A 22,788-nucleotide genomic window follows, 5' to 3' on the forward strand; every position below is an offset into this window, starting at 1 on the left:
CAACGGGGTGACGGGTGTCATGACTTCTGATTCGGACCGGTGGTACGACGACGCGGCAGGACCGGTGGTGCGGCCCTATGCGATGACAAGGGGCCGCACCAGCAACGCCGCTGAGACGAAGATCGACCTGATCGCCCTGGTGATCACGGAGACCGAGGCCGGGGACGACGGAGGCGCGCAGGACGACCACACGCTGTCACCCGAGCACCTCGACATCGTCGAACGCTGTCAGGTCCAGGCCGTCTCCGTCGCGGAGCTGGCCGCCGACCTCGACCTGCCGGTCGGGGTGGTCCGCGTCCTGGTCGGGGACCTGCTGGAGGCGTCGCACGTACAACTCCACCAGCCGGTCCCACCGGCCGAGTTGGTGGACGAGAACATCCTGCGCGAGGTCATCAACGGGCTGCGCGCGCTGTAGTGGATCGTGATCCACTGCGGCGTGCCGGTCATGTTCGAACAGGACTAGGCTCTCCGCAGACGTACGACGAAGCGCAACCGACGTACAGATCGACGTACAACTGACAACGCCGGCAGGGAAGTAGACACAACATGGCTTTCGCGCGATCGGATCGCCGCCGCAAGCCGTCCGCCGACGAGCCGGTGGCGCTCAAGCTGCTGGTGGCGGGCGGCTTCGGCGTGGGCAAGACCACGCTGGTGGGCGCGGTCAGCGAGATCAGGCCGCTGCGCACCGAGGAGTCGCTCAGCGAGGCGGGCCGCCCGGTGGACGACATCGAGGGCGTGGAGGGCAAGCGCACCACCACCGTCGCCATGGACTTCGGGCGGATCACGCTCAGGGACAACCTGGTGCTGTATCTGTTCGGCACGCCAGGACAGGACCGGTTCTGGTTCCTGTGGGACGAGTTGGCGCAGGGCGCGCTCGGCGCGGTCGTGCTCGCCGACACCCGCCGCCTGGAGGACTGCTTCGCGGCCGTCGACTACTTCGAGCGGCGCGGCATCCCCTTCACGGTCGCCGTCAACTGCTTCGACGGCGCCGAGCTGCACGCGCCGGACATCGTGCGCGACGCCCTCGACCTGGACGCCTCGGTGCCGGTGGTGATGTGCGACGCGCGCGAGCGGGATTCGGCGAAGAACGTCCTGATCACCGTGGTGGAACACGCGGCGCAGATGGCGACGGGGCGCAAGGAGCCCGCCGCCACCTGAGACCGGCGGCTGCCTGGGGTCGGACTCTTCCGCAGACCGGCCGCGGCCTCGGACGCTTCCGCTGACCGGCCGCCGCCTGAGCCCGGTTCTACCGCGAGACGGCCAACCGGCCGCCGTTCAGAGACGATCGCTATCCGGCGGAGCCGTCCTCGCCGTCCTCCTCCAGCCAGCCGAAGCTCCGCTCGACGGCCATCTTCCAACGCCGGTAACCGAGTTCACGTCGCGGCTCGGCCATGCGCGGCTTCCACTCGGTGTCGCGCTCCCACTGCGCCCTGAGCGTGTCGAGGCCGTCCCACACGCCGGTCGCCAGACCCGCCGCGTAGGCCGCGCCGAGGCTGGTGGTCTCGGCGACGACCGGCCGGACCACCGGCACGCCCAGCACGTCGGCCTGATGCTGCATCAGCAGGCTGTTGACGGTCATGCCGCCGTCCACGCGCAGTTCGGCGATGCGTACGCCGGAGTCCTCCTGCATCGCGTCGACCACCTCGCGGGTCTGCCAGCTCGTCGCCTCCAGCACGGCCCGCGCCAGGTGCGCCTTGGTGACGAAGCCGGTGAGCCCGGTGATCACACCGCGGGCGTCGGACCGCCAATAGGGCGCGAACAGCCCGGAGAAGGCCGGCACGACGTAGGCGCCGCCGTTGTCGGGCACGCTCGCGGCCAGCGGCTCGATCTCGTCCACGCTGCGGATGAGGCCGAGTTGGTCGCGCAGCCAGTGGACGAGGGCCCCGGTGACGGCGATCGAGCCCTCCAGTTGGCGATCCCGAGGGCGCTGAGCTGGTCGGGGCGCAGCCCGGCCCTGGCGAGCGCGCCCGCCGCCACGGCCTGCGTCTTCGCCCAGATCTCGGTCGCGTCGTGCTCCACCCAGCCGGGCCTGGGGAGGATCTGCCGGTGGTCGCGCTGGTCGGCGGCGACGATCCGGCCGCCGCTGTCGAAGACGACGCACCGGGTGGACGTGGTGCCCTGGTCGATGGCGGCTACGTAGCTCACGGGCTGGTCGCTCATGTCGGTCTCCCTTGCCCGGTCCGCGCGGGACCGTGTCGGGAACGGGCGGCGGCGCGGACCGCCGGTGGCCGGTGCCCCTCCCGCCGACCGGCTCCGCGCCACCGGAAGTGTTCTCCAGGGGTGACGGAGCGTCAAGAAGCCCGACCGATCAGGTCACTTCACGACGGAGCCGGGACCGATCCCCACCGTGTGACCCGACACGCGTCGGTACGGTCCGGCCCGGTGCGCGTCCGCCTGGCCCGTCCGGCCCGGTGTGCGTCCGCCTGGCCCGTACGATCCGCTACGCGCCCCCCGGTGCCCGGTCACTTCACCACGACCACCGCGGAGCCGTGCCCGAACAGCCCCTGGTTGGCGGTGATTCCGAGCCGCGCTCCCGCGACCTGCCGCCCTTCCGCCCGGCCGCGGATCTGGCGGACCAGCTCGCAGACCTGCGCGATGGCCTGGGCGGGTACGGCCTCGCCGAAGGACGCCAGGCCGCCGCTGGTGTTGACCGGGATGGCGCCGCCCAGCGCGGTCGCCCCCGACCGCAGCAGCTTGGCGCCCTCACCCGCCGCGCACAGGCCCAGATCCTCGTACCACTGGAGTTCCAGGGCGGTCGACAGGTCGTAGACCTCCGCCAGGTCGAGGTCTCCCGGCTCGATCCCGGCTTCCTCGTACGCCGCCGCCGCGATCGAGGCGCGCGGCTCCCGTTCGGGCGGGGGCACGGCGACGGCGGAGTCACCTGCGATGTCCGGCAAGTCCGGTACGGTGCGCGGGTATTGGGGCGTCACGGTGGAGACCGCGCGGATCCGTACCGGGGCGGAGGTGTGCCGCCGGGCGAAGTCCATGCTCGACAGCACGAGCGCGGCGCCGCCGTCCGAGGTGGCGCAGATGTCCAGCAGCCGCAGCGGATCGGCGACGACCGCGGAGGCCGCGACCTCTTCGGCGCTGACCGGCTCGCGGTAGCGGGCCAGTGGATTGGCCGCGCCCGCACGGGAGTTCTTGACCTTGACCTGCGCGAAGTCGTCGAGCGTGTCACCGTGCACGGCCATCCTGCGGCGCGCGTACAGGCCGAAGTAGCCGGGGTTGGTGGCGCCGAGGACCCGGAAGCGCAGCCAGTCGGGGTCGTCGGGCCGCTCGCCGCCCGCGGGGGCGAAGAAGCCCTTGGGCGCGGAGTCGGCGCCGACCACGAGCGCCACGTCGGTGAGGCCCGCCAGGATCTGCGCGCGGGCGGTCGCGATGGCCTGCGCCCCGGAGGCGCACGCGGCGTAGACGCTGGTGACGCGGGCGCCCTGCCAGCCGAGCGCCCGCGCGAAGGTCGCGCCCGCCACGTATCCGGGATAGCCGCCGCGTACGGTGTCGGCGCCCACCACCGACCGCACCTCGCGCCAGTCGAGGCCCGCGTCCGCGAGGGCCGCGCGGGCGGCGGCGACCCCGTATTCGGTGAACGGCCGCCCCCACTTGCCCCAGGGGTGCATGCCGGCGCCGAGCACCGCGATGTCGGCGGTCATCGGGCATCGCCCACGGGCCGCCAGTTCCAGGTGCCGCGTCCGGTGTCGGCGCCGCCCGTACCGTCGGCTGCCGTCTCCCCGAGCACCCCGGGCACCAGCTCGACCGGCATCCCGACCGCGAGATCGGCCGGGGTCACCCCGGGCGCCGCCTGTCCCAGCACGACCATCCGCTCGTCCGCCAGCTCGACGGCCACCAGGGTGTACGGCTGCCACGCGCGCCCGGGGTCCGAGGGATACGGCGGCGGCGTCCGGTAGCGGGCGTCGGTGTACGACCAGACGTGCCCGGTCCTGGACAGCGGGAACTCGTCCAAGTCGGCACCCGCGCACGCGGGGTTGCGGCAGAAGGAGTCCTCACGGGGGAAGAACACGCTTCCGCAGTCGCGGCACCGGGTGCCGAGCAGCCGGAAGTCGGGTCCCGTCCCCTCGGTGAACCAGCCCTCGACCACCGGCGGTGTGCGCCTGTGCTGCTCCACGCGGCCTCCCCGGCTCATCATCTGATGGATCGTCAGAAGTGTGCCACGGGCGGCCCGCCGGCGGAACAGCGCCGGACCGCGCGAAGTCGGCGGGCCGGAAGGGCTGGTGCGAGGCGGTGTCAGGCGTCGTCGCCCGTGCCGCCCTGCTCCGCCAGCCACTTGTCCGCCGTCTCGGCCAGTTCGGCGTCCCGTCCGGCGAGCATGGTGGTGATCATCTTGACGTCGCCGCGCAGCGACCACACCGGGTGCCCGAAGGTCGCCGGATTGTTCTTCTCGATCAGGAAGTGGGCGGGCCACGCCGTTCCGTACCCGATCAGCGGCAGCGCCGCCGCGTACCGCTTGCGGCCCCGCGCCAGGCCGTACCCGGTGACCGCGAGGCCGGTGAGCGTGCCCGCCAGGTGCACCCAGCGGGTGGCGGCCTTCGAGTGCATCGCCACGTAGTACGGCCAGAACTCCTCGAAAGTGCTGAACGTCTGCTTCGTCATTACCGCAGAGTAGCGCCGCCGCTGGACGGTGTCAGGGGTCGGTGCTATGGTCTTCTCGTAGTGAGAATGACTCACCTTGAGAACAACATGCGGGGTGGGTTCGGCGCGAGACGGGGGCGATCATGACGGACGCGGTGAACACGCCGGAGTCGGCGGGGGAGTCGGCGGCGCGGCGGGAGCGGGACTTCCTCGACTCCTACGATCCGCGCGCCTTCGACCCGATCGCCGTGACCGTCGACATCGTCGCGCTGACCCTGCGCGCCGACCGGCTGCACGTACTGGCCGTCGAGCGGGGCGGACCGCCGTTCGCGGGGGAGCGGGCACTGCCGGGCGGATTCGTCCGCGCGGGACGCGAGTCCCTGGACGAGGCGGCGGCGCGGGAGTTGGCCGAGGAGACCGGCCTGGACGCCACGGCGCTCGGCCGGGTCCACCTCGAACAGCTCGGCTCCTACGGCGTCCCCGACCGCGACCCGCGCATGCACGTGGTCTCGATCGCGTACCTCGCCTTCGCGCCGGGACTGCCCGATGCCACGCCGGGGAGCGACGCCGCGGGCGCCGCCTGGATCCCCGTCGAAGCAATCCTCCCGAAAGGGCAACCGGACACGGCGCCGCCGCGTCCCTTCGAGCAGGGTCGGCGGACCGGAATCTACGGGGGTGGTACCGGCCGCCGGCCCGCTTCTCACGGGAGCGCTCCCCGGCTCGCCTTCGACCACGACCGCATCCTCGCGGACGGTCTGGAACGCGCCCGCGGAAAGATCGAGTACACCCCGCTGGCCACGGCTTTCCTCGGCGAGACCTTCACCATCAGCGAATTGCGCGCGGTCTACGAGACGGTGTGGGGCGCGCCGCTGCACGCGGGCAACTTCCACCGCAAAGTGCTCTCCGTGCCGGGCTTCGTGGAGTCCACCGGCGAGACCGACAGCCGCCCCGGCAGCAAGGGCGGTCCGCGCGCCCGTCTCTACCGGGCAGGCGATGCCCGGTTGCTGCACCCGGCGCTGCTCCGCCCCGACCGGGAGGACGACGTCCGATGACCGCCACCACGAATCCGCTCGGTGACCCGGCCGGTGACCGGACCAACGGCCCGACGCGGGGCGCGAGTCGCGGACCCCTCGGCGACCCCGGCAACGACCCGTCGGGCGCACACATACGCACCTTCGAGGACGCCCTCGCCGCCCTCGACGCGGACTTCCCGGCCGACGCCCACGACGCGGTCCGCCACTACCGGCGGCTCGCCCGGCTGCTGCACCCCGACGCCGCACCGCCCGGCCGGACCGCGGAGGCCGCCGCGGCCTTCGCCCGGCTGTCCGCCCGCCACCACCACACCGACGAAGGGGCCACCGCTCCCACCGTCACCACCGCGGACCGCCGCTACGTCCTCGGCCCGGTCCTGGCCACCGGCGACCTCGCCGTCCTGCGGACCGCCCACTACGACGAGGACGGCGACCGGCGCGAGGCCGTACTGAAGATCCCGCAACGGCCCCGCGACAACGACCTGTTGGAGCACGAGGCCGACGTGCTGCGCCGCCTCGACACCGTCGGCGAACGGCGGCACCGCGCGTACGCCCCGCAACTGATCGAGAGCTTCAGGCACCGCGACACCGACGGCGTCGAGCGGCACGTCAACGCGCTCGTACCGCTCACCGGCTTCCACACGCTCGCCGAGGTCGCCGCCGCCCACCCCGGCGGCCTCGACCCGCGCGACGCGGCCTGGATGTGGCGCCGCCTGCTGACCGCGCTCGGCTGGGCCCACCGCGCTCGGCTGGTGCACGGCGCCGTCTTCCCCGAACACGTCCTCATCCACCCCGAGTTGCACGGCCTGGTCCTGGTCGACTGGTGCTACGCGACCGCCTTCGACACCCATGTGCCGGTCCTCGTCGACCGGCACAGGGACGCCTATCCGCCCGAGGTCCCGGAGCGCCGACCGGCCTCCCCGGCCACCGACATCCACCTCGCCGCGCTCTGCGTGCGGCAGCTCATGGGCGACCGGGCACCGGCGCCGATGCGCGCCTTCCTGCGCGCGTGCGTCCTGCCCTCGCAGAACGCCCGCCCGCAGGACGCCTGGCAGCTCCTCGGCGAGCTGGACGACCTGCTGGAACGGCTCTACGGGCCGCGCACCTTCCGCCCGTTCGCCATGCCGCACATCTGACAACCGCGACACCACCACCACGACACAAGGGGGAACCACCATGGGCAGCGGAAGCTGGTCCACCAATGTCTACGACGCCGCCGCGCGCTACCGCGCCGCGTCCGGCTCCGGCGCCTTCGCCTACAGCGACCACGTCACCGGCTCGTCCCCGCGCAGCAGTTGGGCGGCCCACCCGTCACTCGACCCCAAGAACATCACCCTGCGGGAGAGCCGCGACTCCGCGGAACACCCCACCTCGCTCGCCATCGCCGTGCTCTTCGACGTCACCGGCTCGATGCGCACCGTGCCGCAGGTGCTCCAGACCAAGCTCCCCGAACTGTTCGGCCTGCTGCTGCGCAAGGGCTACACCGAGCACCCGCAGGTGATGTTCGGCGCGGTCGGCGACGCCACCTGCGACCGGGTGCCCCTCCAGATCGGGCAGTTCGAGTCCGACAACCGGATGGACGACGACCTCGGCAACATCCTCCTGGAGGGCGGGGGCGGCGGCCAGATGAGCGAGTCGTACGAACTCGCGCTCTACACCATGGCCCGGCACACCGCGCTGGACTGCCACGAGAAGCGCGGGCGGCGCGGCTACCTGTTCCTGATCGGCGACGAGATGCCGTACGGCAAGGTCAAGGCGCGCGAGGTGTGGGACGTCCTCGGCGAGCGCATCCCGCAGGACATCCCGATCACCGACATCGTCACCGAACTCCAGCGCACCTACCACGTCCACTACATCCTCCCGGCGGGCTCCTCCTACGTCGGCAATACCGAAGTGCTCGGCATCTGGCGGAAGTTGCTCGGCCAGAACGTCATCGAGCTGGACGACCTCGACGCGGTCTGCGAGACCATCGCGCTGACCGTCGGCCTCGGCGAGGAGGCGATCGACCTCGCCGCGGGCCTGGCCGACCTGGCCGACGTCGGCTCGGCGGCGGGCGACAGCGTCAGCAGGGCGCTCGCCGGACTCGACCGCGGCAGGGACGGCGCGGCCCGCGGCAGCGCCCTCGCCGTCTCCGACGCGCCCCTCACCGACGGCGACGCGGGTCCCGCCACCACCACGAGGCTGTAGTGCACACCATCGTCGTCGACCTCGGATTCGGGGACGCGGGCAAGGGCGCCGCCGTGGACCGGCTCTGCCAGGACGGTACGGTCCAGGCGGTCGTCCGATTCAACGGCGGCGCCCAGGCCGCGCACAACGTCGTCACCGCAGACGGCCGCCACCACACCTTCGCGCAGTTCGGCTCCGGCACGCTGCGCGGGGTCCGCACCCACCTGTCGCGGTTCATGACCGTCGACCCGCTCGCGCTGGCCGCCGAGGCCGACCACCTGCGCACGGTCGGCGTCCCCGACCCGTACGCCCTGCTGTCCGTCGACCGCGCGGCGCCGATCGCCACCCCGTACCACGCCGCCGCCAACCGGCTGCGGGAGCAGGCGCGCGGCGCCGACCGGCACGGCTCCTGCGGGATGGGCGTGGGCGAGGCCGCCGCGTACGCGCTCGCCCACCCCGGTGACGCGCCGACCGTCGGCGACTGCGCGTCACGCCCTCGGCTGCTGCGCCAACTGCGCCTGCTGCGCGACCGGTTGGCGGACGAGTTGGGCCCGCTTCCCGCGCCGCCGGTCGAGGACTGCGCGGAAGTCCTCGCCGCCTTCGCCCGTACGGTCACCCTGACCGACGGGGCCGCGCTGCACGACCTCCTGCGACGGGGCCCGGTGGTCTTCGAGGGCGCCCAGGGCGTCCTGCTGGACGAATGGCACGGCTTCCACCCGTACACCACCTGGTCCACCACCACCTTCGCCAACGCCGAGACGCTGCTGGCCGAGGCAGGCACACCGGGCGAGGCACGGCGGCTGGGCGTCGTGCGCACCTACACCACCCGGCACGGGCCGGGCCCGCTCGTCACCGAGGACCCGGAGCTGACACCGCTGCTGCCCGAGCCGCACAACGGCCACGGCCGCTGGCAAGGCGCCTTCCGCACCGGCCACTTCGACGCCGTCGCGCACGCGTACGCCGTGGAGGTCTGCGGGGGAGTGGACGCCCTCGCCGTCACCCACCTCGACGCGCCCGCCCGCGCCCGCGGCCTGCGCATCTGCCGCGCCTACGGCATCGACGGCACTCTCGTCGAACGCCTCCCGCCGGGTCCGCCCGGCGACCTGGCCCGCCAGGCCGCCCTCACCGCGCGCCTCCAGCGCGCCCGACCGGCCCTGTGGGACACGCCCGGACGCGACCCGCGCCGCTGGTCGGACGCGATCGGCGCGGCCCTGGGCGCCCCCGTCCTGCTGGAGTCCTCGTCCCCGACCCGCCAGGTCCTGCGCAAGCCGCCCCGCGGCCCCGAAGCCGGCCCGACCCGCAAGGCCGCCTCTGAAGCGGCCCGGCACCCCACCCGCACGACCGCTCTCCGATAGGGTCCCGCCGTGGCCAAGGACTCTCACTGCTCGTCATGCGGCGCGCCCTTCGGCGCCGACCCCGGATGGCCGCGCACCTGCGGGAACTGCGGGGCCGTCAGCTACCGCAACCCGCTGCCCGTCGCCGTCGCCCTGCTCCCGGTACGGCACACCGACGGCACGGGGCTCGTCGTGATCCGCCGGACGATCGAGCCGCGCCTGGGCCGACTCGCCCTGCCCGGCGGCTTCATCGACTTCGGCGAGAGCTGGGAACAGGCCGTCGTCCGGGAGCTGTCGGAGGAGACCGGCATCCGCGCCTCGGCGGCGGACGTCACCCTCGCCGACGCGCTCACCGACGAGGACGGCGGATATCTGCTGCTGTTCGGCCTGCTGCCGGAGCGCGACGCGGCCGAACTGCCGCCGTCCGTACCGACCGACGAGACCGACGGGCACCAGATCCTGCCGCGCCCGGCCGAGTTGGGCTTCCCCCTGCACACCCTGGCCGCCCGCCGCTGGTTCGACGGCGCTTACGACACGCCGCCGCACACCCCGTAACCGACCCGCTTCTACGACACGCCGCCGCACACCCGGTAACCGGTCGGCCCCTACGACGCCGTGCCGCGCACCCGCACCCGGTAGCCGACCGGCTCCCCGGCGTCCGCGCCGTCCCGCTCCACCACGACCTCGCCGTCCGCCCACCGAGAGGTGAACCGTTCCATCCGCGCCGTGCCCCAGCCCTCCGGGTCGCCGCTGAAGACGACACCGCTCCCGGTACGGCCGAGTCGCGGTGCCCACACCTCCAGTTCGACCTCGCCGTCCGCCCCGGCCACCGGCACGATCGCACCCGCCCGCGCCAGTACCGGAATCCGGCCCAGCGGCGCGTCGAGCAGCACCTGACCGGGCCCGCGGTGCGCGGTACCGGTCGCGGTGTCGTACCACAGGCCACGCGGCAGCCGTATCGCCCGCGTCTGCGAACCCGGTTCGAGCACCGGAGCCACCAACAGCGCGTCGCCCAGCAGGAAAGCGTCACCGCACTCGCGCAACGCCCGGTCACCCGGCGCGTTCCACCACAGCGGGCGGACGTACGGGGCGCCGGTGCGGTGCGCGACGTGCGCCAGCGACTCCAGATACGGCAGCAGCCGCACCCGCTCGGTCAGCGCGGCCCGCGCGTGCTCCAGCACCTCCGGGCCGAACTCCCACGGCTCGCGCCGCCCCGCGTCGATCGCCGAATGGGTGCGGAAGAACGGCAGATACGCGGCGAGTTGGAACCAGCGCAGATACAGCTCCGGCGACGGTGAACCGGTGAAGCCGCCCACATCGGGGCCCGAGTACGGCACCCCGCACAGGCCGAGCCCGAGGACCAGCGCCAGGGACGCGCGCAGCCCCGGCCAGCCGGTCGCCACATCGCCCGACCAGGTGCCGCCGTACCGCTGCATACCCGCCCAGCCGGAGCGCGAGAAGAGGAACGGCCGCTGCTCGGGGCGCAGTTCGCGCAGCCCTTCGTAGCCCGCGCGGGCCATCGTCAGGCCGTACACATTGTGCGCCTCGCGGTGGTCGCCGCCTCGGCCCTCCAAAGAGTGCCGCGCCGAGCGCGGCAGGGTGTTCTCGCCGAAGGACACGAAGGACACCGGCTCGTTCATGTCGTGCCAGACCCCGGAGAAACCCTGATCGAGGCGCTCGGCGTACAACCGGCCCCACCACGCCCGCACCTGGGGGTCGGTGAAGTCGGGGAAGGCCGCATCGCCCGGCCAGACCACGCCGTTGACCTCCCGGCCCCGCGCGTCCCGCACGAACGCGCCTTCCTCGGTGCCGCTGTCGTAGACCGCCACACCGGGCTCCGCCTTCACCGCCGGGTCCACGATCGACACCATCCGGATCCCGGAATCCGCCAACTCCGCGGCCAGACCGGGCAGATCGGGAAACCGGCCCTTGTCGACGGTGAAGACCTGGTGGCCGTCGAAGTGGTCGATGTCCAGATGCAGCACCGACAGGGGCAGTTCCCGCTCGCGGTAGCCCGCCACGACCCGCCGCACCTCCCGCTCGCTGCCGAAGCCCCAGCGCGAGTGGTGGTGGCCCAGCGCCCAGCTCGGCGGCAGCGCGGGCCTGCCGGTCAGCGCCGTCCAGCCGTTGAGCACCCGCGACGGTGTACCGGTGATCACCCAGTAGCGCAGCGGCCCGCCGTCCATCCGCAGCTCGCAGCCGCCCGGCCGGTCGTGGCCCGAGCCCGCGCCCTCCTCACCGTCCCGCAGCGTCACCCTGCCGTCCCACGTGTTGTCGTGGAAGACCAGGTGGCAGCCCGCGTCGGCGACCACGAGCTGCACCGGCATGGTGATGTACAGCGGGTCGTCGCCCGGCTCGAAGGAGCCGTCGGGGTCGGTGTTCCACAGCCGGTAGCCGCCCGCGGGCAGCCGCGGTCCCACGGCCCGGCCGCCGAGCCCGTACACCCGCGCGTCGGCCGGGGTCTCCGAGCGCTGCACCCAGCGCGCGCCCACCCCCGGCTCACCGCCGGTCGGCTCCCACCAGCGCGGCGGCAGCTCCCTGCGCAGCAGCACGCCGCCGGGCGTGCGGATCTCCACCGCGCCGTGCCGCGACACCAGGACGGTGACGCGCTCGGACACCACCCGCCAGCCGTCCTTGTCCGGTTCGAGGATCGCCCGCAGATCCGCCTCGGGCCGCCCGCCGGCCAGCGCGTACGACGGGTCGGGATCCGCGCCGTCCCAGCCGCAGAAGACAGCGCCGCCGATCGCCACCCGTACCCGCAGCACCGAGCGCGCGAACCGCACCCGGCCGCCGCCGGGCAGCGGCTCCACCTCCCGCGCGGCGCCCGGCACCCGGGCGCGCTCGGCACCGCGCCGCGGCAGATCCCGCGCGTCCGTGCGCTGCCGCCGCCAGGCCGAGCGTGTGGCACGCCGGCCCTCGGCGGAACCCGCCGTCCGCACCGACCGCAGCAGGTCCCGAGCGTCCATGCCCCCACCCTTCCATCGAAACCGCCGGTCGCGCCGCTCGTTCAGCCACCGTTCACCTGGAGGGGGCGGTGCGCGACCCGCGCCGGTCGCCGGCGCCGCCGACCCGGACCGCACCCCGCGCGCCCGTGCCCTCCCGGCGGCGGGGCCGGGCCCGCGCGGGCCCGGTGAGTGATCTTCCCAGGGATCTTGGCGGGAACCCCGGCGGGAGCCGGCAACAGGCCCCGCCACCCGGTCCACCCCCTCGGAACCCCTCGTCAGAGCCCCCGCCGACCCCCGCCGCGCGACCCGTGGGCCACCCCGCCCTGGCGCCGAAGACGATCACATGGCATCGTCCTGCCCAGGCCCGGGGCGGGACATTCCGCCCGCAGGGGACCAGCCGCAGATACGCGACGACGCGTACCGTCCGGGGAGCCGCCCATATGAGCACCACGCCCGAGCCCGCCGACAGCCCGGAGCCCCTGTGGACGCCGGGACCCGAGCGGATCGCCCGCGCGCAGGTGACCCGGTTCCAGGACTGGACGGCCGAGCGGTACGGCGTCCCGGCCGCCGTGCCCGGCGACCCCGCCGCGAGCTACCACGCGCTGCACGCCTGGTCGGTCCGCGACCCCGACGCCTTCTGGCGCGCGATCACCGAGTGGTACGACGTCCGCTTCAGCACCCCGTACGAGACGGTGCTCGCCGACGCCTCGATGCCCGGCGCCCGCTGGTTCCCCGGCGGGACCCTCAACTACGCGGAGCACGCGCTGCGCCCGGCCCTCGACCCGGCCCGCGCGGACACCCCCGCCCTGCTGCACCTGGACGAGAGCCACGAGACCGGCACGGTGAGCTGGGCCGAACTCAGCCGCCAGGTCGCCTCGCTCGCCGCGGCCCTGCGCCGCCTCGGCGTCACCCCCGGCGACCGCGTCAGCGGCTACCTCCCCAACATCCCGCAGGCCGTCGTCGCGCTGCTCGCCACCGCGGCCGTCGGCGGCGTATGGACCTCCTGCGCCCCGGACTTCGGCGCCCGCAGCGTCCTCGACCGCTTCCAACAGGTCGAGCCCGTCGTGCTGTTCACCGTGGACGGCTACCGCTACGGCGGCAAGCGGCACGAACGGACCGACGTCGTCACCGAACTGCGCGCCGGGCTGCCCTCGTTGCGCGCGACCGTGCACATCCCGCTGCTCGGCACGCCCGCCCCCGAAGGCGCCCTGGACTGGGCGGACCTGACCGCCGACGACACCGCGCCCGCGTACGAGGCCGTGCCCTTCGACCACCCGCTGTGGGTGCTCTACTCCTCCGGCACCACGGGACTGCCCAAGGCCATCGTGCAGTCCCAGGGCGGCATCCTGCTCGAACACCTCAAGCAGACCGGCCTCCACCTGGACCTCGGCCCGGACGACCGCTTCTTCTGGTATACCTCCACCGGCTGGATGATGTGGAATTTCCTGGTCTCCGGGCTCCTGGCCGGTTCCACCGTCGTGCTCTACGACGGCAGCCCCGGCTACCCCGACGTCGCCGCCCAGTGGCGGGTGGCGGAACAGACCGGCACCACCGTCTTCGGCACCTCCGCCGCGTATGTGATCGCCTGCCGCAAGGCGGACATCCACCCCGGCCGCGACGTCGACCTGTCGGCCGTCAAGTGCGTGGCCACCACCGGCTCGCCGCTGCCGCCCGACGGATTCCGCTGGCTGCACGACGAGGTCAAGGAAGACCTGTGGATCGCGTCGGTCAGCGGCGGCACCGATGTGTGCAGTTGCTTCGCGGGCGGTGTCCCCACCCTCCCCGTGCACATCGGTGAGCTCCAAGCGCCCTGCCTGGGGACCGACTTGCAGGCGTGGGACGCGCAGGGCCGCCCGGTCGTCGACGAGGTCGGCGAGCTGGTCGTCACCAACCCCATGCCGTCCATGCCCATCAGGTTCTGGAACGACCCGGACGGCGCCCGCTACCGCGAGAGCTACTTCGAGATGTTCCCCGGCGTGTGGCGGCACGGCGACTGGATCACCCTCACCGCGCGCGGCACCGTCGTCATCCACGGCCGCTCCGACTCCACCCTCAACCGCCAGGGCGTCCGCATGGGTTCCTCCGACATCTACGAGGTCGTCGAACGCCTGCCGGAGATCCGCGAGTCGTTGGTCATCGGGATCGAACAGCCCGACGGCGGCTACTGGATGCCGCTGTTCGTGCAGCTCGCCGACGGCGCGGAACTGAACGACGCGCTGCGCGACCGGATCCGCACCGCGATCCGCGCCCAGCTCTCGCCGCGCCACGTACCCGACGAGGTCATCGCCGTCCCCGGCGTCCCCCACACCCTCACCGGCAAGCGCATCGAGGTCCCCGTCAAACGGCTCCTCCAGGGCACCGCGCTCGACAAGGCCGTCAACCCGGGCTCGGTGGACGACCTCGGGGTGCTGCGCTTCTACGAGCGGCTCGCCGCCGAACGCGCGAAGGGCCGCTCGTAGAAGGTCACTTCAGGTGCCGACGGTCACGTCCGCGTCGCCGTCATCCGGTGTACGCCGCGAAGATCTTCGAGAACTCGTACGGCGTTTGCGAGATGTTGGTGCACTTGTAGGTGGCGCCGGTGCACGCGTTTGCGTCCCGGCCCTCCTCCCAGAACGAGAGCATGCCCAGGTGCTTGCTCTGCGCGAAGGCGACGAGCTGACGGGCGTCGGCCTGGTCGTAGACGTGTCCGTCGTCGTTCTGGCCGAGCATCGGCGTCACGCCGACCATCGCCCAGAGCTGCGCGTCGGACTTGGTCGGATAGAGGGACTTGAGCTGTCCGAACAGGCTGTTGGCGGCCTGGACCGCCGCGTCGCCGTAGTCGACGCTCTGGTAGTAGTCCATGGCCATCACATTGACCATGTCCAGGTTGACGCCCGCGTTCTTCGCGGAGGTGACCACGTTCAGCCCGTTCGCGTCGAGACCGTTGGGCAGCACCGGCAGGGTCAACGAGATCCGCAGACTCGGGTGGGACTGCTGGAGCAGCGCCAACGCCTGTGAGCGCAGGGCGATCGACGCGGGTTCCGCGACCGCCGAGCCCTCGATGTCGAAGTCGACGTAGGACAGGTTGTACGCGTCGACGACGGCGCCGTACTCGGTGGCCAGCGCACTGGCCGAACCGCACGCCTGGGCCAGCTCGATGCCGCTCGCGCCGCCGAAGGAGACCTTCACGTCCCCGCCGGCCGCCCTGATGGCGTCGATCTGGTCCTTCGCCCACGCCTGGCGCGGGTCATAGGCGTTGAACCACGACGCCTTGCAGCCCGCCGAGGTGACGAAGGCGAGTGTGAAGCTCTTCACGCCGCTCGCCTGGGACATCGCCGTGAGACTCGGCGTCGGCCAGGCGCCCATGTCCACGTACGGCGCGGTACGGATCACGCCGGGGCTCGGATTCCCGCCGCCACCGGTCGCGCTCGTGGTGCCGCTGACGGCCGCGCTGTACGCCGAGTAGTTGCCCGCCGCGTCCTTGGCGCGGACCTGGAAGGAGTACGCGGTGGACGCCGCGAGACCCGTCGCGGTGTACGAGGTGCCGGTCACGGCGACCGGCGTGCCGCCGTTGCGTGAGACCTCGTAACCGGCCACGGAACCGGAGCTGTCGGTCGAGGCGTTCCACTTCACCGTCAGCGAGGAGCTGGTCGGCGAGCCCACGGTGACGCCGCCGGGCACGGTCGGAGGCGTGGTGTCGGAACCGCCGCCACCGCCGCCCGCGTCGCAAGAAGCCCCGTTGAGCTTGCAGTTGGCCGGGGTGGCGGTTCCCGAACCCACCCAGCCGAAGACGGCCGAGGCGCCCGGCGCGAGCGTCCCGTTGTAGTCGCGGTTGGTGAACGTGTAGTGCGTGCCGCCGGACGTGGCGGACTGGGTCAGCAGCGCGTCCCAGTAGCTGCCGACGCTGCTGCCGGAGGCCAGGTCGAACTCGACCTTCCAGGAACTGGTCGCGGAACCGCTGCCGTTGGTGATCGTGTACTGCGCCTGGTAGCCGCTGCCCCAGTCCGAGGTCTTGGCGAAGGCCGCGCCGACGCCGCCGGCCGCCGAGGCGGGAGGAACGAGGAACAGGACGAGCGTGCCGAAGAGCGCGAGGAGGAGTGTGAGGGATCTTCGCATGCCGGACTCCCATTTGGTCTGTACCAATGCCGCCCAGGATCTGGATACTTGACCGGCGCCGCCCCCGTCAATAGCGCCGCTGGCACCTCACTGACCACCCCCGTCACGGTGCGGTGCCTCAACCCCCGTACGTGCTCGCGGAGTCGGCGAGCACGCGACCGAAGTCGGCGGCCAGCACGGCCGCTTCCGGCACCCGCAGGTCCGCGACGGTGATCCGTACGCCCGGACCCGCACCGATCCGGAACCGCGACCCGCCCGCCACCCACCAGCCCTGCGACCGCAGGCCGTTGACGACCGCGGCCTCGTCGCGCACCGGCACCCACACATTCAGACCGCTCACCCCGGCCCCGGTGATCCCGTGCTCCGCGAGTGCCGCGATCAGCGCCTCCCGGCGCTCGGTGTACGCCGTCCCCGCCGCGGCGACCCGTTCCGCCGTCGCCGGATCGGTCATCAGCCGGACCACCGTCTCCTGGAGCACATGGCTGACCCAGCCCGACGTCAGCAGCATCCGGCCGTCGTGCCGGGCGAGCGTGACCGGGTCGCAGGCCATCGCCGTCCACCGCAGATCGGTGCCCAGATGCTTGGAGACCGTACGGATCTGCGCCCATCGCCCCGGACCCCGCGCCCCCGCCGTGGTGAGCGAGTGCAGCGGACCGCCCGCCGTGTCCGCGCTGTGGTCGTCCTCGACGACGAGCACCTCGGGCGACCCCGCCAGCACCGCGAGCAACTCCTCCCGGCGCGCCTCCGACACCCGCGACCCGTACGGATTCTGCGCGCGCGGACACAGCACCACCGCCCGCGCGCCGGCCCGCAGCGCCGACCGCAGCGCTTCCGGCCGCATCCCCTCGTCGTCCACCGCCACCGCGAGCGTCCGCAGCCCCAACGCCGGTACGAGATCGAGCAGATGGTGGAAGCCGGGGTCCTCGACGGCCACCGCGTCGCCGGGTCGCAGCTCCACCGACAGCAGCCGCGCGACGCAGTCCAGCGCGCCGTGCGCGAAGGTCACCTGCCCGTCGGGCACCCCGTCCCGGCGGAACCACGCCCGCGCCAGCTCCTCCAACTGCGGCAGCCGGGGCGAGGCGCGGTGCGAACGCGCGCCGGGCGACAGCCGTCCCGGCGGCACCAGATCCGGCAGGAAGGCCGGGTCCGGATGGCCGCCCGCCAGATCCCGCAGCCCCTCGGGCACCCGGGGCGGACGCCGCGAGGCCACCGAGGGCGCCGACGCGACCACCGTCCCGCCGCGCCCGCGCGTCACCACGATCCCGCGCCGCCGCAGCTCCTTGTACGCCGCCGCCACCGTCCCCGGACTCACGCCGAGCCCGTCCGCCAGCGCCCGCACCGGCGGCAGCGCGTCCCCCGGCCGCAACCGCCCTTCGGTCACCGCCCGTTCGGCCGACGCGGCAATCTCCCTGGCCGTCGCACCGCTGATCGCATATTGTGTTGCCACATACATGAGTATGTACCAATACAAAGCCGTACGGCAAGCGAGTACGTGGCGGACGAGCGGCGAACGGACCCGGTGACGAGGGGGAGCGGACACGATGCGGATACCGCCGATACCAGGAGGCCCGGACGGGCGGCGGATGCTCTGGATCAACCTCATCGACAAGACCGGCTCAGGACTCTGGGTCGCCGTCACCGCCCTCTACTTCGTCCTCATCGGCGGACTCAGCACCGGCCAGGCCGGGCTGCTGCTCGGCCTCGGCGGCGCCGCCGGCATCGCGGGCGCGCCCGTCGCGGGCCGCCTGGCCGACCGCGTGCCGCTCACCCGCGTGCTGTTCGCCGTCCAACTCCTGCGCGGCGCCTCCAGCCTGCTGCTCCTGCTCGCCCACGGCTTCTGGCAACTGCTGCCCCTGGTCGCCCTCGGCAGCTTCGGCGAACGCTCCGCCTCCGTCCTCACCAAACTCTTCGCCGCCCGCGTCGCGGGACCCGACCGCGCCCGCTACCAGGCCGTACAGCGCACCGTCGTCAACGTCGGCTACACCGTCGGCGGCCTCGGCGCCTCCGCCGCCCTGGCCATCGGCACCAGCGCGGTCTACCGCGGCCTGCTCCTCGGCGACGCCCTGTCCTTCGTCCTCGTCGCCGCCCTGGTCGCCCGCTGCGCCGAACCCCCCTCGGCCAGCAGAACCGTCGCCGCCCACACCGCCCCGACCGCCACCACGGCCACAACTCCCGTACCGCACCGCGAAGTCGGCGCCCCCTCGAACCCCTGGCGGGACCGCGGTTACCTCCTCTACGCCGCCCTCGACTCGGCGATGTTCCTGTACGGCTGCGCGCTCAGCGTCGGCATGCCGCTGTGGATCATCACCCGCACCGACGCCCCGCACGGCCTCGCAGCCGCCATCTTCGTCGTCAACACCGTCATCGTGGTCGCCTTCCAGGTCCGGCTCTCCCGGCACGGCAGGACCCCACGCGTCGCCGCCGACTCCCTGCGCCGGGTCGCCGTATGGTTCCTGCTCTCCGGAGCCGCCACGGCCGTCGCCGTCGTCCACACGCGATGGGCCGCGACCGCCGCGATCCTCGCCGCCGCCATCGCCTTCACCGTCGTCGAGATGATCCAGTCCGCCATCTCCTGGGAACTGTCCGTCGCCCTCGCACCCGACGACGCACAGGGCAGCTACGTCGGCGTGCACGGCCTCGCCCAGTCCACCTCACGCTGCGTCGGCCCGCTGCTCATGACCTCCGTCGTCATCGCCACGGGACCGACCGGCTGGATCGCGCTCGGCGCCGTACTCGCCGCCGCCGCGCTCCTGCAACGCCGCCTGGTCCTGCGCCGCCTCGACCGACCGCACCCGACCGCCGCAGAACCGCCGTTGTCAGTGCCACCGGTTACGGTGAGTGAGCGCTAGGGGTCATCGGGACCCCGGTGCCACACCGAGGGGGAAGCATGTCCAGCACCAAGAACCGCACCACCCACCGCAAGAACCGCCACCCCCGCGCCGACCAGGCACAGCGCCCGCCCCGGCACCGCGCGGCCCACCGCAGGGCGCTGCGCCGCGAAGCCCCCACCGTCGTCGCCCTGCTCCTGGACGACCAGGACTTCGCGGCCCTGACCGACCACCGCAGCTTCGCCTTCGAAAACTACGCACAGTATCTGCACGCCGTCGACGCCTTCCTCCGCCACCTGCACGCCCAGGGCCACCACATCGCCGTCACACTCTTCGACCCCGACGCCTACGCCGACTACTGCACCACCACCCGCCAGCCCCCGGACAGCGCCACCACCCGCACCCACTACACCGCGGAGGCGACCGCCGCGGGCCCCTCCGTCGCCTACACCCGCCAGTCCCTCACCCTGCTGCGCGCCCAACTCGCCCACGAAGCCGACCGCCGCGCCACCTGGGAGAGCGCCACCGACGCCCTCACCCGGGCCGGCACCTGCCCCGACTGCGGACAGGACCTCGCCCACTGCGCCTTCGACCGCGCCTCCGACACCCTGCTGCGCCTCATCGAGACCGTCGGCCCCGGCACCCACCACGTCGTGTGCAGCCTCCCCGCCGACGACGGCCCACTGCTCGCCGCCGTCCACGTACACGCCGACACCGACGACACGATCGAACTCGCGGAGAACGACGCCCTCGTGCTCTGCACCGTCATGGCCGCCAGCACCGCCACCGGCCGGACCGGAGGCGTCGTCCTGCGCACCACCCACGACGACGAACGGCCCGACACCGTACGCGGCTGGTCCCTGCGCGACGGCCACCTCCACCCGCTCACCGAAGCGGAGGTCTTCAACGCCTACTGCACCGACGCCGCCACCGGCGACCCCGTACCGCCCGAGCACGGCGTCGTCTACCGCGCGGGACTCCCCCTGCCGCCACCGCCCGTCGACCACATCGGCCCGACGGGTCCCTTCGGACCCCTCACATGAGGGAGAGGCCGCAGTACGGGACCGGCTGGCGCGGAACACCGGGCCGATGACAAAACGGCGGAGGGCGCCCCACCCCGCACGGGTGGAACGCCCTCCGCCAACCAACCCGACCGCCGCCGTCGGCTCACTCGCCGGACAGCACGCCCTGCGCCGCCCGCCGCGCATCATCGGCGCTGTCGGTCGCCCGAGCCGCGGCAGCCGCACGCTCGCACTGCGCCAGCGTGTACTTCGCCAACGTCGCCCGCACATAAGGAATCGACGCCGCACCCATCGAAAGGCTGGTGACACCCAGACCCGTCAGCACACACGCGAGCAGCGGATCCGCCGCCGCCTCACCGCACACACCACAGCTCTTGCCCTCGGCCCGAGCCGCGTCCGCGGACGCCGCCACCAGGTCGAGCAGCGCGGGCTGCCACGGGTCCTGAAGCCGCGACACCGCACCGACCTGCCGGTCCGCCGCGAAGGTGTACTGCGCCAGGTCATTGGTGCCGAGCGACAGGAACTCGACTTCCTGGAGAATCGACCGCGCGCGCAGCGCCGCCGACGGAATCTCCACCATCGCGCCGAACTTCGCCCGCAGCCCCGCCGCACGGCACGCGTCCGCGAACGCCTTCGCGTCCTGACGGTCCGCCACCATCGGTGCCATGACCTCCAGATACACCGGAAGCCCCTCCGACGCCTTCGCCAGCGCGGTGAGCTGCGTCCGCAGCACCTCCGGGTGGTCGAGCAGCGACCGCAGCCCCCGCACACCCAGCGCCGGGTTGGGCTCGTCCGCGGGCGTCAGGAACTCCAGCGGCTTGTCGGCGCCCGCGTCGAGCACGCGCACCACCACCCGGCCCTCGGGGAACGCCTCGAGCACCTGGCGGTACGCCTGAACCTGCTTGTCCTCCGTCGGAGCCTTCGAGGAGTCGTCCAGGAACAGGAACTCCGTACGGAACAGACCCACGCCTTCCGCCCCCGCCGCCACCGCCGCGGGCACATCGGCCGGGCCGCCGACATTCGCCAGCAACGGCACCTTGTGCCCGTCCGACGTCGCACCAGGACCCGACGACGCCGACAGCGCCGCCTTCCGGGCCGCCGCCGCCTCGGACAGCGCGGTCCGCTTCTCCTGGTCCGGCTCGACGAACACCTCACCGGTGCTGCCGTCGACCGCGATCAGCGTCCCCTCGGCCAGCTCACCCGCACCCGGCAGCGCCACCACGGCCGGCACCCCGAGCGCCCGCGCCAGAATCGCGCTGTGACTGGTCGGCCCGCCCTCCTCGGTGACGAAACCGAGCACCAACGCAGGGTCGAGCAGCGCCGTGTCCGCAGGCGCCAGATCACGCGCGATCAGCACATACGGCTCGTCGCTGTCCGGCACACCCGGCATCGGCACACCCAGCAGCCGCGCCACGATCCGGTTCCGCACGTCGTCCAGATCCGCGACCCGACCGGCCAGATACTCACCAGCGCCCGCCAACAGCGCCCGGTAGGAAGCGAAAGCGTCGTACACCGCGCGCTCGGCCGTACTCCCCACCGCGATCCGGCGCTCGGCGTCGGCCAGCAGCTCCGGGTCCTGCGCCATCAGCGCCTGCGCCTCGAGCACCGCCTGCGCCTCGCCGCCCGCGAGATGACCACGCGCGGTCAGATCGGCGGCCACCGCCTCGACGGCCTGCCGCGCCCGACCCTGCTCGCGCGGAGCGTCGTCCGCCGGGATCTGCTTGGCGGGCGGCTCCAGAACAGCGGTGCCCATGTGCCGTACCTCGCCGATCGCCACACCGTGGCTGACACCGACGCCTCGCAGCGTTGTCTCCATCTCACCCGTCTCCGGTCGATGCGGCGGGTCGATGACGCCGCCGCTTAGGTTGCGTGCCCCCGCTGGCTTGACTCCTGGCGGAGAGCGGGACTACTTCCAGGTGAAGAGAGTGCCGCCCGCTTCGATCTCGCCGCTCTCCGCGACCTCGCCGAGCGCTTCCACCGTGGCCTCGAGCGCGACCACGGGGCACACCGGCGACTTCCCGGCCTCCTCGACGGCCGCCGGATTCCACCGGACGACCTCCTGGCCGCGGCTGACGGTGTCGCCCTTGGACACCAGCAACTCGAATCCCTCGCCATTGAGCTGAACGGTGTCGATGCCGAGGTGCGTCAGCACTCCGTGCCCTTCGTCGTCCACGACGACGAACGCGTGTGGGTGCAGAGAAACAACGACTCCGTCCACCGGGGACACCGCCACCGTCGACTCGCGCACGGGGTCGATGGCCGTACCCGGTCCCACCATGGCGCCGGAGAACACGGGGTCGGGCACTGCCGCGAGCCCGATGGCCCGTCCGGCCAGCGGAGAAGAAACGGTCGTCATGGGAAGCCTCCTATATGCGGAGCTCAAGACGCCGTCACTGCCTGTCACCGGACGGCGAGGCCGCGAGAGCAGCCTAAGTCATGTCAAGTATGGATTCCGCCCGAGCGGAAGCGACCACATGATGACCCTTCCCGATCGGAAGTCTGTCATCCGGCCACCCTCAGCCACCGTGACTGTCACCGCGACCGGAACGGCCGCGGTCGATTTGCTCCGGGCGGGGGAGTCCAGTACGTTGGCACAACCGCCTCGACGAGACCCGCGGAAACGTGTGTGCTCGGAACGGGGTTGGTAATTCCGACCGAATAGCTTCTGCTAAAGTCGGAGACACGACGAAGGGAAAGCCCGGAGGGCCGGTGAAACGGTCTGAAGGAAGCTTCCGTTCCTTGAGAACTCAACAGCGTGCCAAAAGTCAACGCCAGATATG

General features: G+C 72.8%; 18 protein-coding genes and 1 pseudogene. 10 read left to right on the forward strand and 9 right to left on the reverse strand.

Translation table 11 applies throughout. The features are described 5' to 3' along the window. Positions 1–19 precede the first annotated feature (19 nt). On the forward strand, positions 20–415 hold the full coding sequence (locus tag ABZX65_RS24990; RefSeq protein ID WP_355344056.1) for a DUF742 domain-containing protein: 396 nt from the start codon (positions 20–22) through the stop codon (positions 413–415). Positions 416–546: 131 nt separating this feature from the next. Beyond that, a complete protein-coding gene (locus ABZX65_RS24995) occupies positions 547–1,158 on the forward strand; it encodes an ATP/GTP-binding protein (protein WP_355344059.1) in 612 nt (203 codons plus the stop codon). Between the two features lie 130 nt (positions 1,159–1,288). On the opposite strand, the pseudogene ABZX65_RS25000 reads toward ABZX65_RS24995, so the two are convergent. The 4 genes and pseudogenes from ABZX65_RS25000 to ABZX65_RS25015 all read right to left on the reverse strand — a co-directional run bounded on the left by ABZX65_RS25000 (position 1,289) and on the right by ABZX65_RS25015 (position 4,608). Beyond that, positions 1,289–2,160, reverse strand: a pseudogene (locus ABZX65_RS25000) (FGGY-family carbohydrate kinase). A 302-nt stretch (positions 2,161–2,462) separates the two neighbouring features. Beyond that, positions 2,463–3,650, reverse strand: a complete 1,188-nt coding sequence (locus tag ABZX65_RS25005; RefSeq protein WP_355344062.1) for a lipid-transfer protein — start codon at positions 3,648–3,650, stop codon at positions 2,463–2,465. Beyond that, positions 3,647–4,096 carry a zinc ribbon domain-containing protein gene (locus tag ABZX65_RS25010; protein ID WP_355344126.1) on the reverse strand — a complete coding sequence of 150 codons (450 nt, stop codon included), beginning with the start codon at positions 4,094–4,096 and terminating at the stop codon, positions 3,647–3,649. The genes ABZX65_RS25005 and ABZX65_RS25010 overlap by 4 nt, the downstream gene beginning before the upstream one ends. Positions 4,097–4,242: 146 nt before the next feature. Next, entirely contained in the window at positions 4,243–4,608 is a 366-nt protein-coding gene (locus ABZX65_RS25015; protein WP_355344065.1) for a DUF962 domain-containing protein, read from the reverse strand. Between the two features lie 122 nt (positions 4,609–4,730). On the opposite strand from ABZX65_RS25015, the gene ABZX65_RS25020 reads away from it, so the two are divergent. Genes ABZX65_RS25020 through ABZX65_RS25040 form a run of 5 tightly spaced genes read left to right on the forward strand, consistent with a single transcriptional unit; the run spans position 4,731 to position 9,673 of the window. Further along, positions 4,731–5,639 (forward strand): NUDIX domain-containing protein, encoded by a 909-nt coding sequence (locus ABZX65_RS25020; protein WP_355344068.1) that lies wholly within the window; start codon positions 4,731–4,733, stop codon positions 5,637–5,639. Next, positions 5,636–6,754: a molecular chaperone DnaJ gene (locus ABZX65_RS25025; protein WP_355344071.1), complete on the forward strand. Its 1,119-nt coding sequence runs from the start codon at positions 5,636–5,638 to the stop codon at positions 6,752–6,754. The genes ABZX65_RS25020 and ABZX65_RS25025 overlap by 4 nt, the downstream gene beginning before the upstream one ends. Before the next feature lie 40 nt (positions 6,755–6,794). Then, positions 6,795–7,805: a hypothetical protein gene (locus ABZX65_RS25030; RefSeq protein ID WP_355344074.1), complete on the forward strand. Its 1,011-nt coding sequence runs from the start codon at positions 6,795–6,797 to the stop codon at positions 7,803–7,805. Then, positions 7,805–9,139, forward strand: a complete 1,335-nt coding sequence (locus tag ABZX65_RS25035; RefSeq protein ID WP_355344077.1) for an adenylosuccinate synthetase — start codon at positions 7,805–7,807, stop codon at positions 9,137–9,139. Before ABZX65_RS25030 ends, ABZX65_RS25035 begins: the two co-directional genes overlap by 1 nt. Before the next feature lie 9 nt (positions 9,140–9,148). After that, positions 9,149–9,673 (forward strand): NUDIX domain-containing protein, encoded by a 525-nt coding sequence (locus tag ABZX65_RS25040; protein WP_355344080.1) that lies wholly within the window; start codon positions 9,149–9,151, stop codon positions 9,671–9,673. A 50-nt stretch (positions 9,674–9,723) separates the two neighbouring features. On the opposite strand, the gene ABZX65_RS25045 is transcribed toward ABZX65_RS25040, so the two are convergent. Next, positions 9,724–12,084 carry a glycoside hydrolase family 31 protein gene (locus tag ABZX65_RS25045; RefSeq protein ID WP_355344083.1) on the reverse strand — a complete coding sequence of 787 codons (2,361 nt, stop codon included), beginning with the start codon at positions 12,082–12,084 and terminating at the stop codon, positions 9,724–9,726. A gap of 419 nt (positions 12,085–12,503) precedes the next feature. Here ABZX65_RS25045 and ABZX65_RS25050 point away from each other — a divergent pair, with 419 nt between their 5' ends. After that, positions 12,504–14,522, forward strand: coding sequence for an acetoacetate--CoA ligase (locus ABZX65_RS25050; protein ID WP_355344086.1), 2,019 nt, complete (start codon positions 12,504–12,506; stop codon positions 14,520–14,522). Between the two features lie 40 nt (positions 14,523–14,562). On the opposite strand, the gene ABZX65_RS25055 is transcribed toward ABZX65_RS25050, so the two are convergent. Further along, positions 14,563–16,158, reverse strand: a complete 1,596-nt coding sequence (locus ABZX65_RS25055) for a cellulose binding domain-containing protein (protein ID WP_355344089.1) — start codon at positions 16,156–16,158, stop codon at positions 14,563–14,565. A 118-nt stretch (positions 16,159–16,276) separates the two neighbouring features. Beyond that, positions 16,277–17,605, reverse strand: a complete 1,329-nt coding sequence (locus tag ABZX65_RS25060; protein WP_355344092.1) for an aminotransferase class I/II-fold pyridoxal phosphate-dependent enzyme — start codon at positions 17,603–17,605, stop codon at positions 16,277–16,279. A 94-nt stretch (positions 17,606–17,699) separates the two neighbouring features. On the opposite strand from ABZX65_RS25060, the gene ABZX65_RS25065 reads away from it, so the two are divergent. Next, entirely contained in the window at positions 17,700–19,007 is a 1,308-nt protein-coding gene (locus ABZX65_RS25065) for an MFS transporter (RefSeq protein WP_355344095.1), read from the forward strand. 38 nt (positions 19,008–19,045) lie between these two features. Then, a complete protein-coding gene (locus tag ABZX65_RS25070) occupies positions 19,046–20,029 on the forward strand; it encodes a hypothetical protein (protein WP_355344098.1) in 984 nt (327 codons plus the stop codon). Positions 20,030–20,153: 124 nt separating this feature from the next. Here ABZX65_RS25070 and ptsP read toward each other — a convergent pair whose 3' ends face one another. Continuing rightward, positions 20,154–21,824 carry a phosphoenolpyruvate--protein phosphotransferase gene (gene ptsP / locus ABZX65_RS25075; protein ID WP_355344101.1) on the reverse strand — a complete coding sequence of 557 codons (1,671 nt, stop codon included), beginning with the start codon at positions 21,822–21,824 and terminating at the stop codon, positions 20,154–20,156. A gap of 90 nt (positions 21,825–21,914) precedes the next feature. Continuing rightward, entirely contained in the window at positions 21,915–22,364 is a 450-nt protein-coding gene (locus tag ABZX65_RS25080; RefSeq protein ID WP_355344104.1) for a PTS glucose transporter subunit IIA, read from the reverse strand. Positions 22,365–22,788: the final 424 nt, after the last annotated feature.

The sequence above is a fragment of the Streptomyces sp. NPDC003300 genome (assembly GCF_040610915.1).
GTDB lineage: Bacteria > Actinomycetota > Actinomycetes > Streptomycetales > Streptomycetaceae > Actinacidiphila.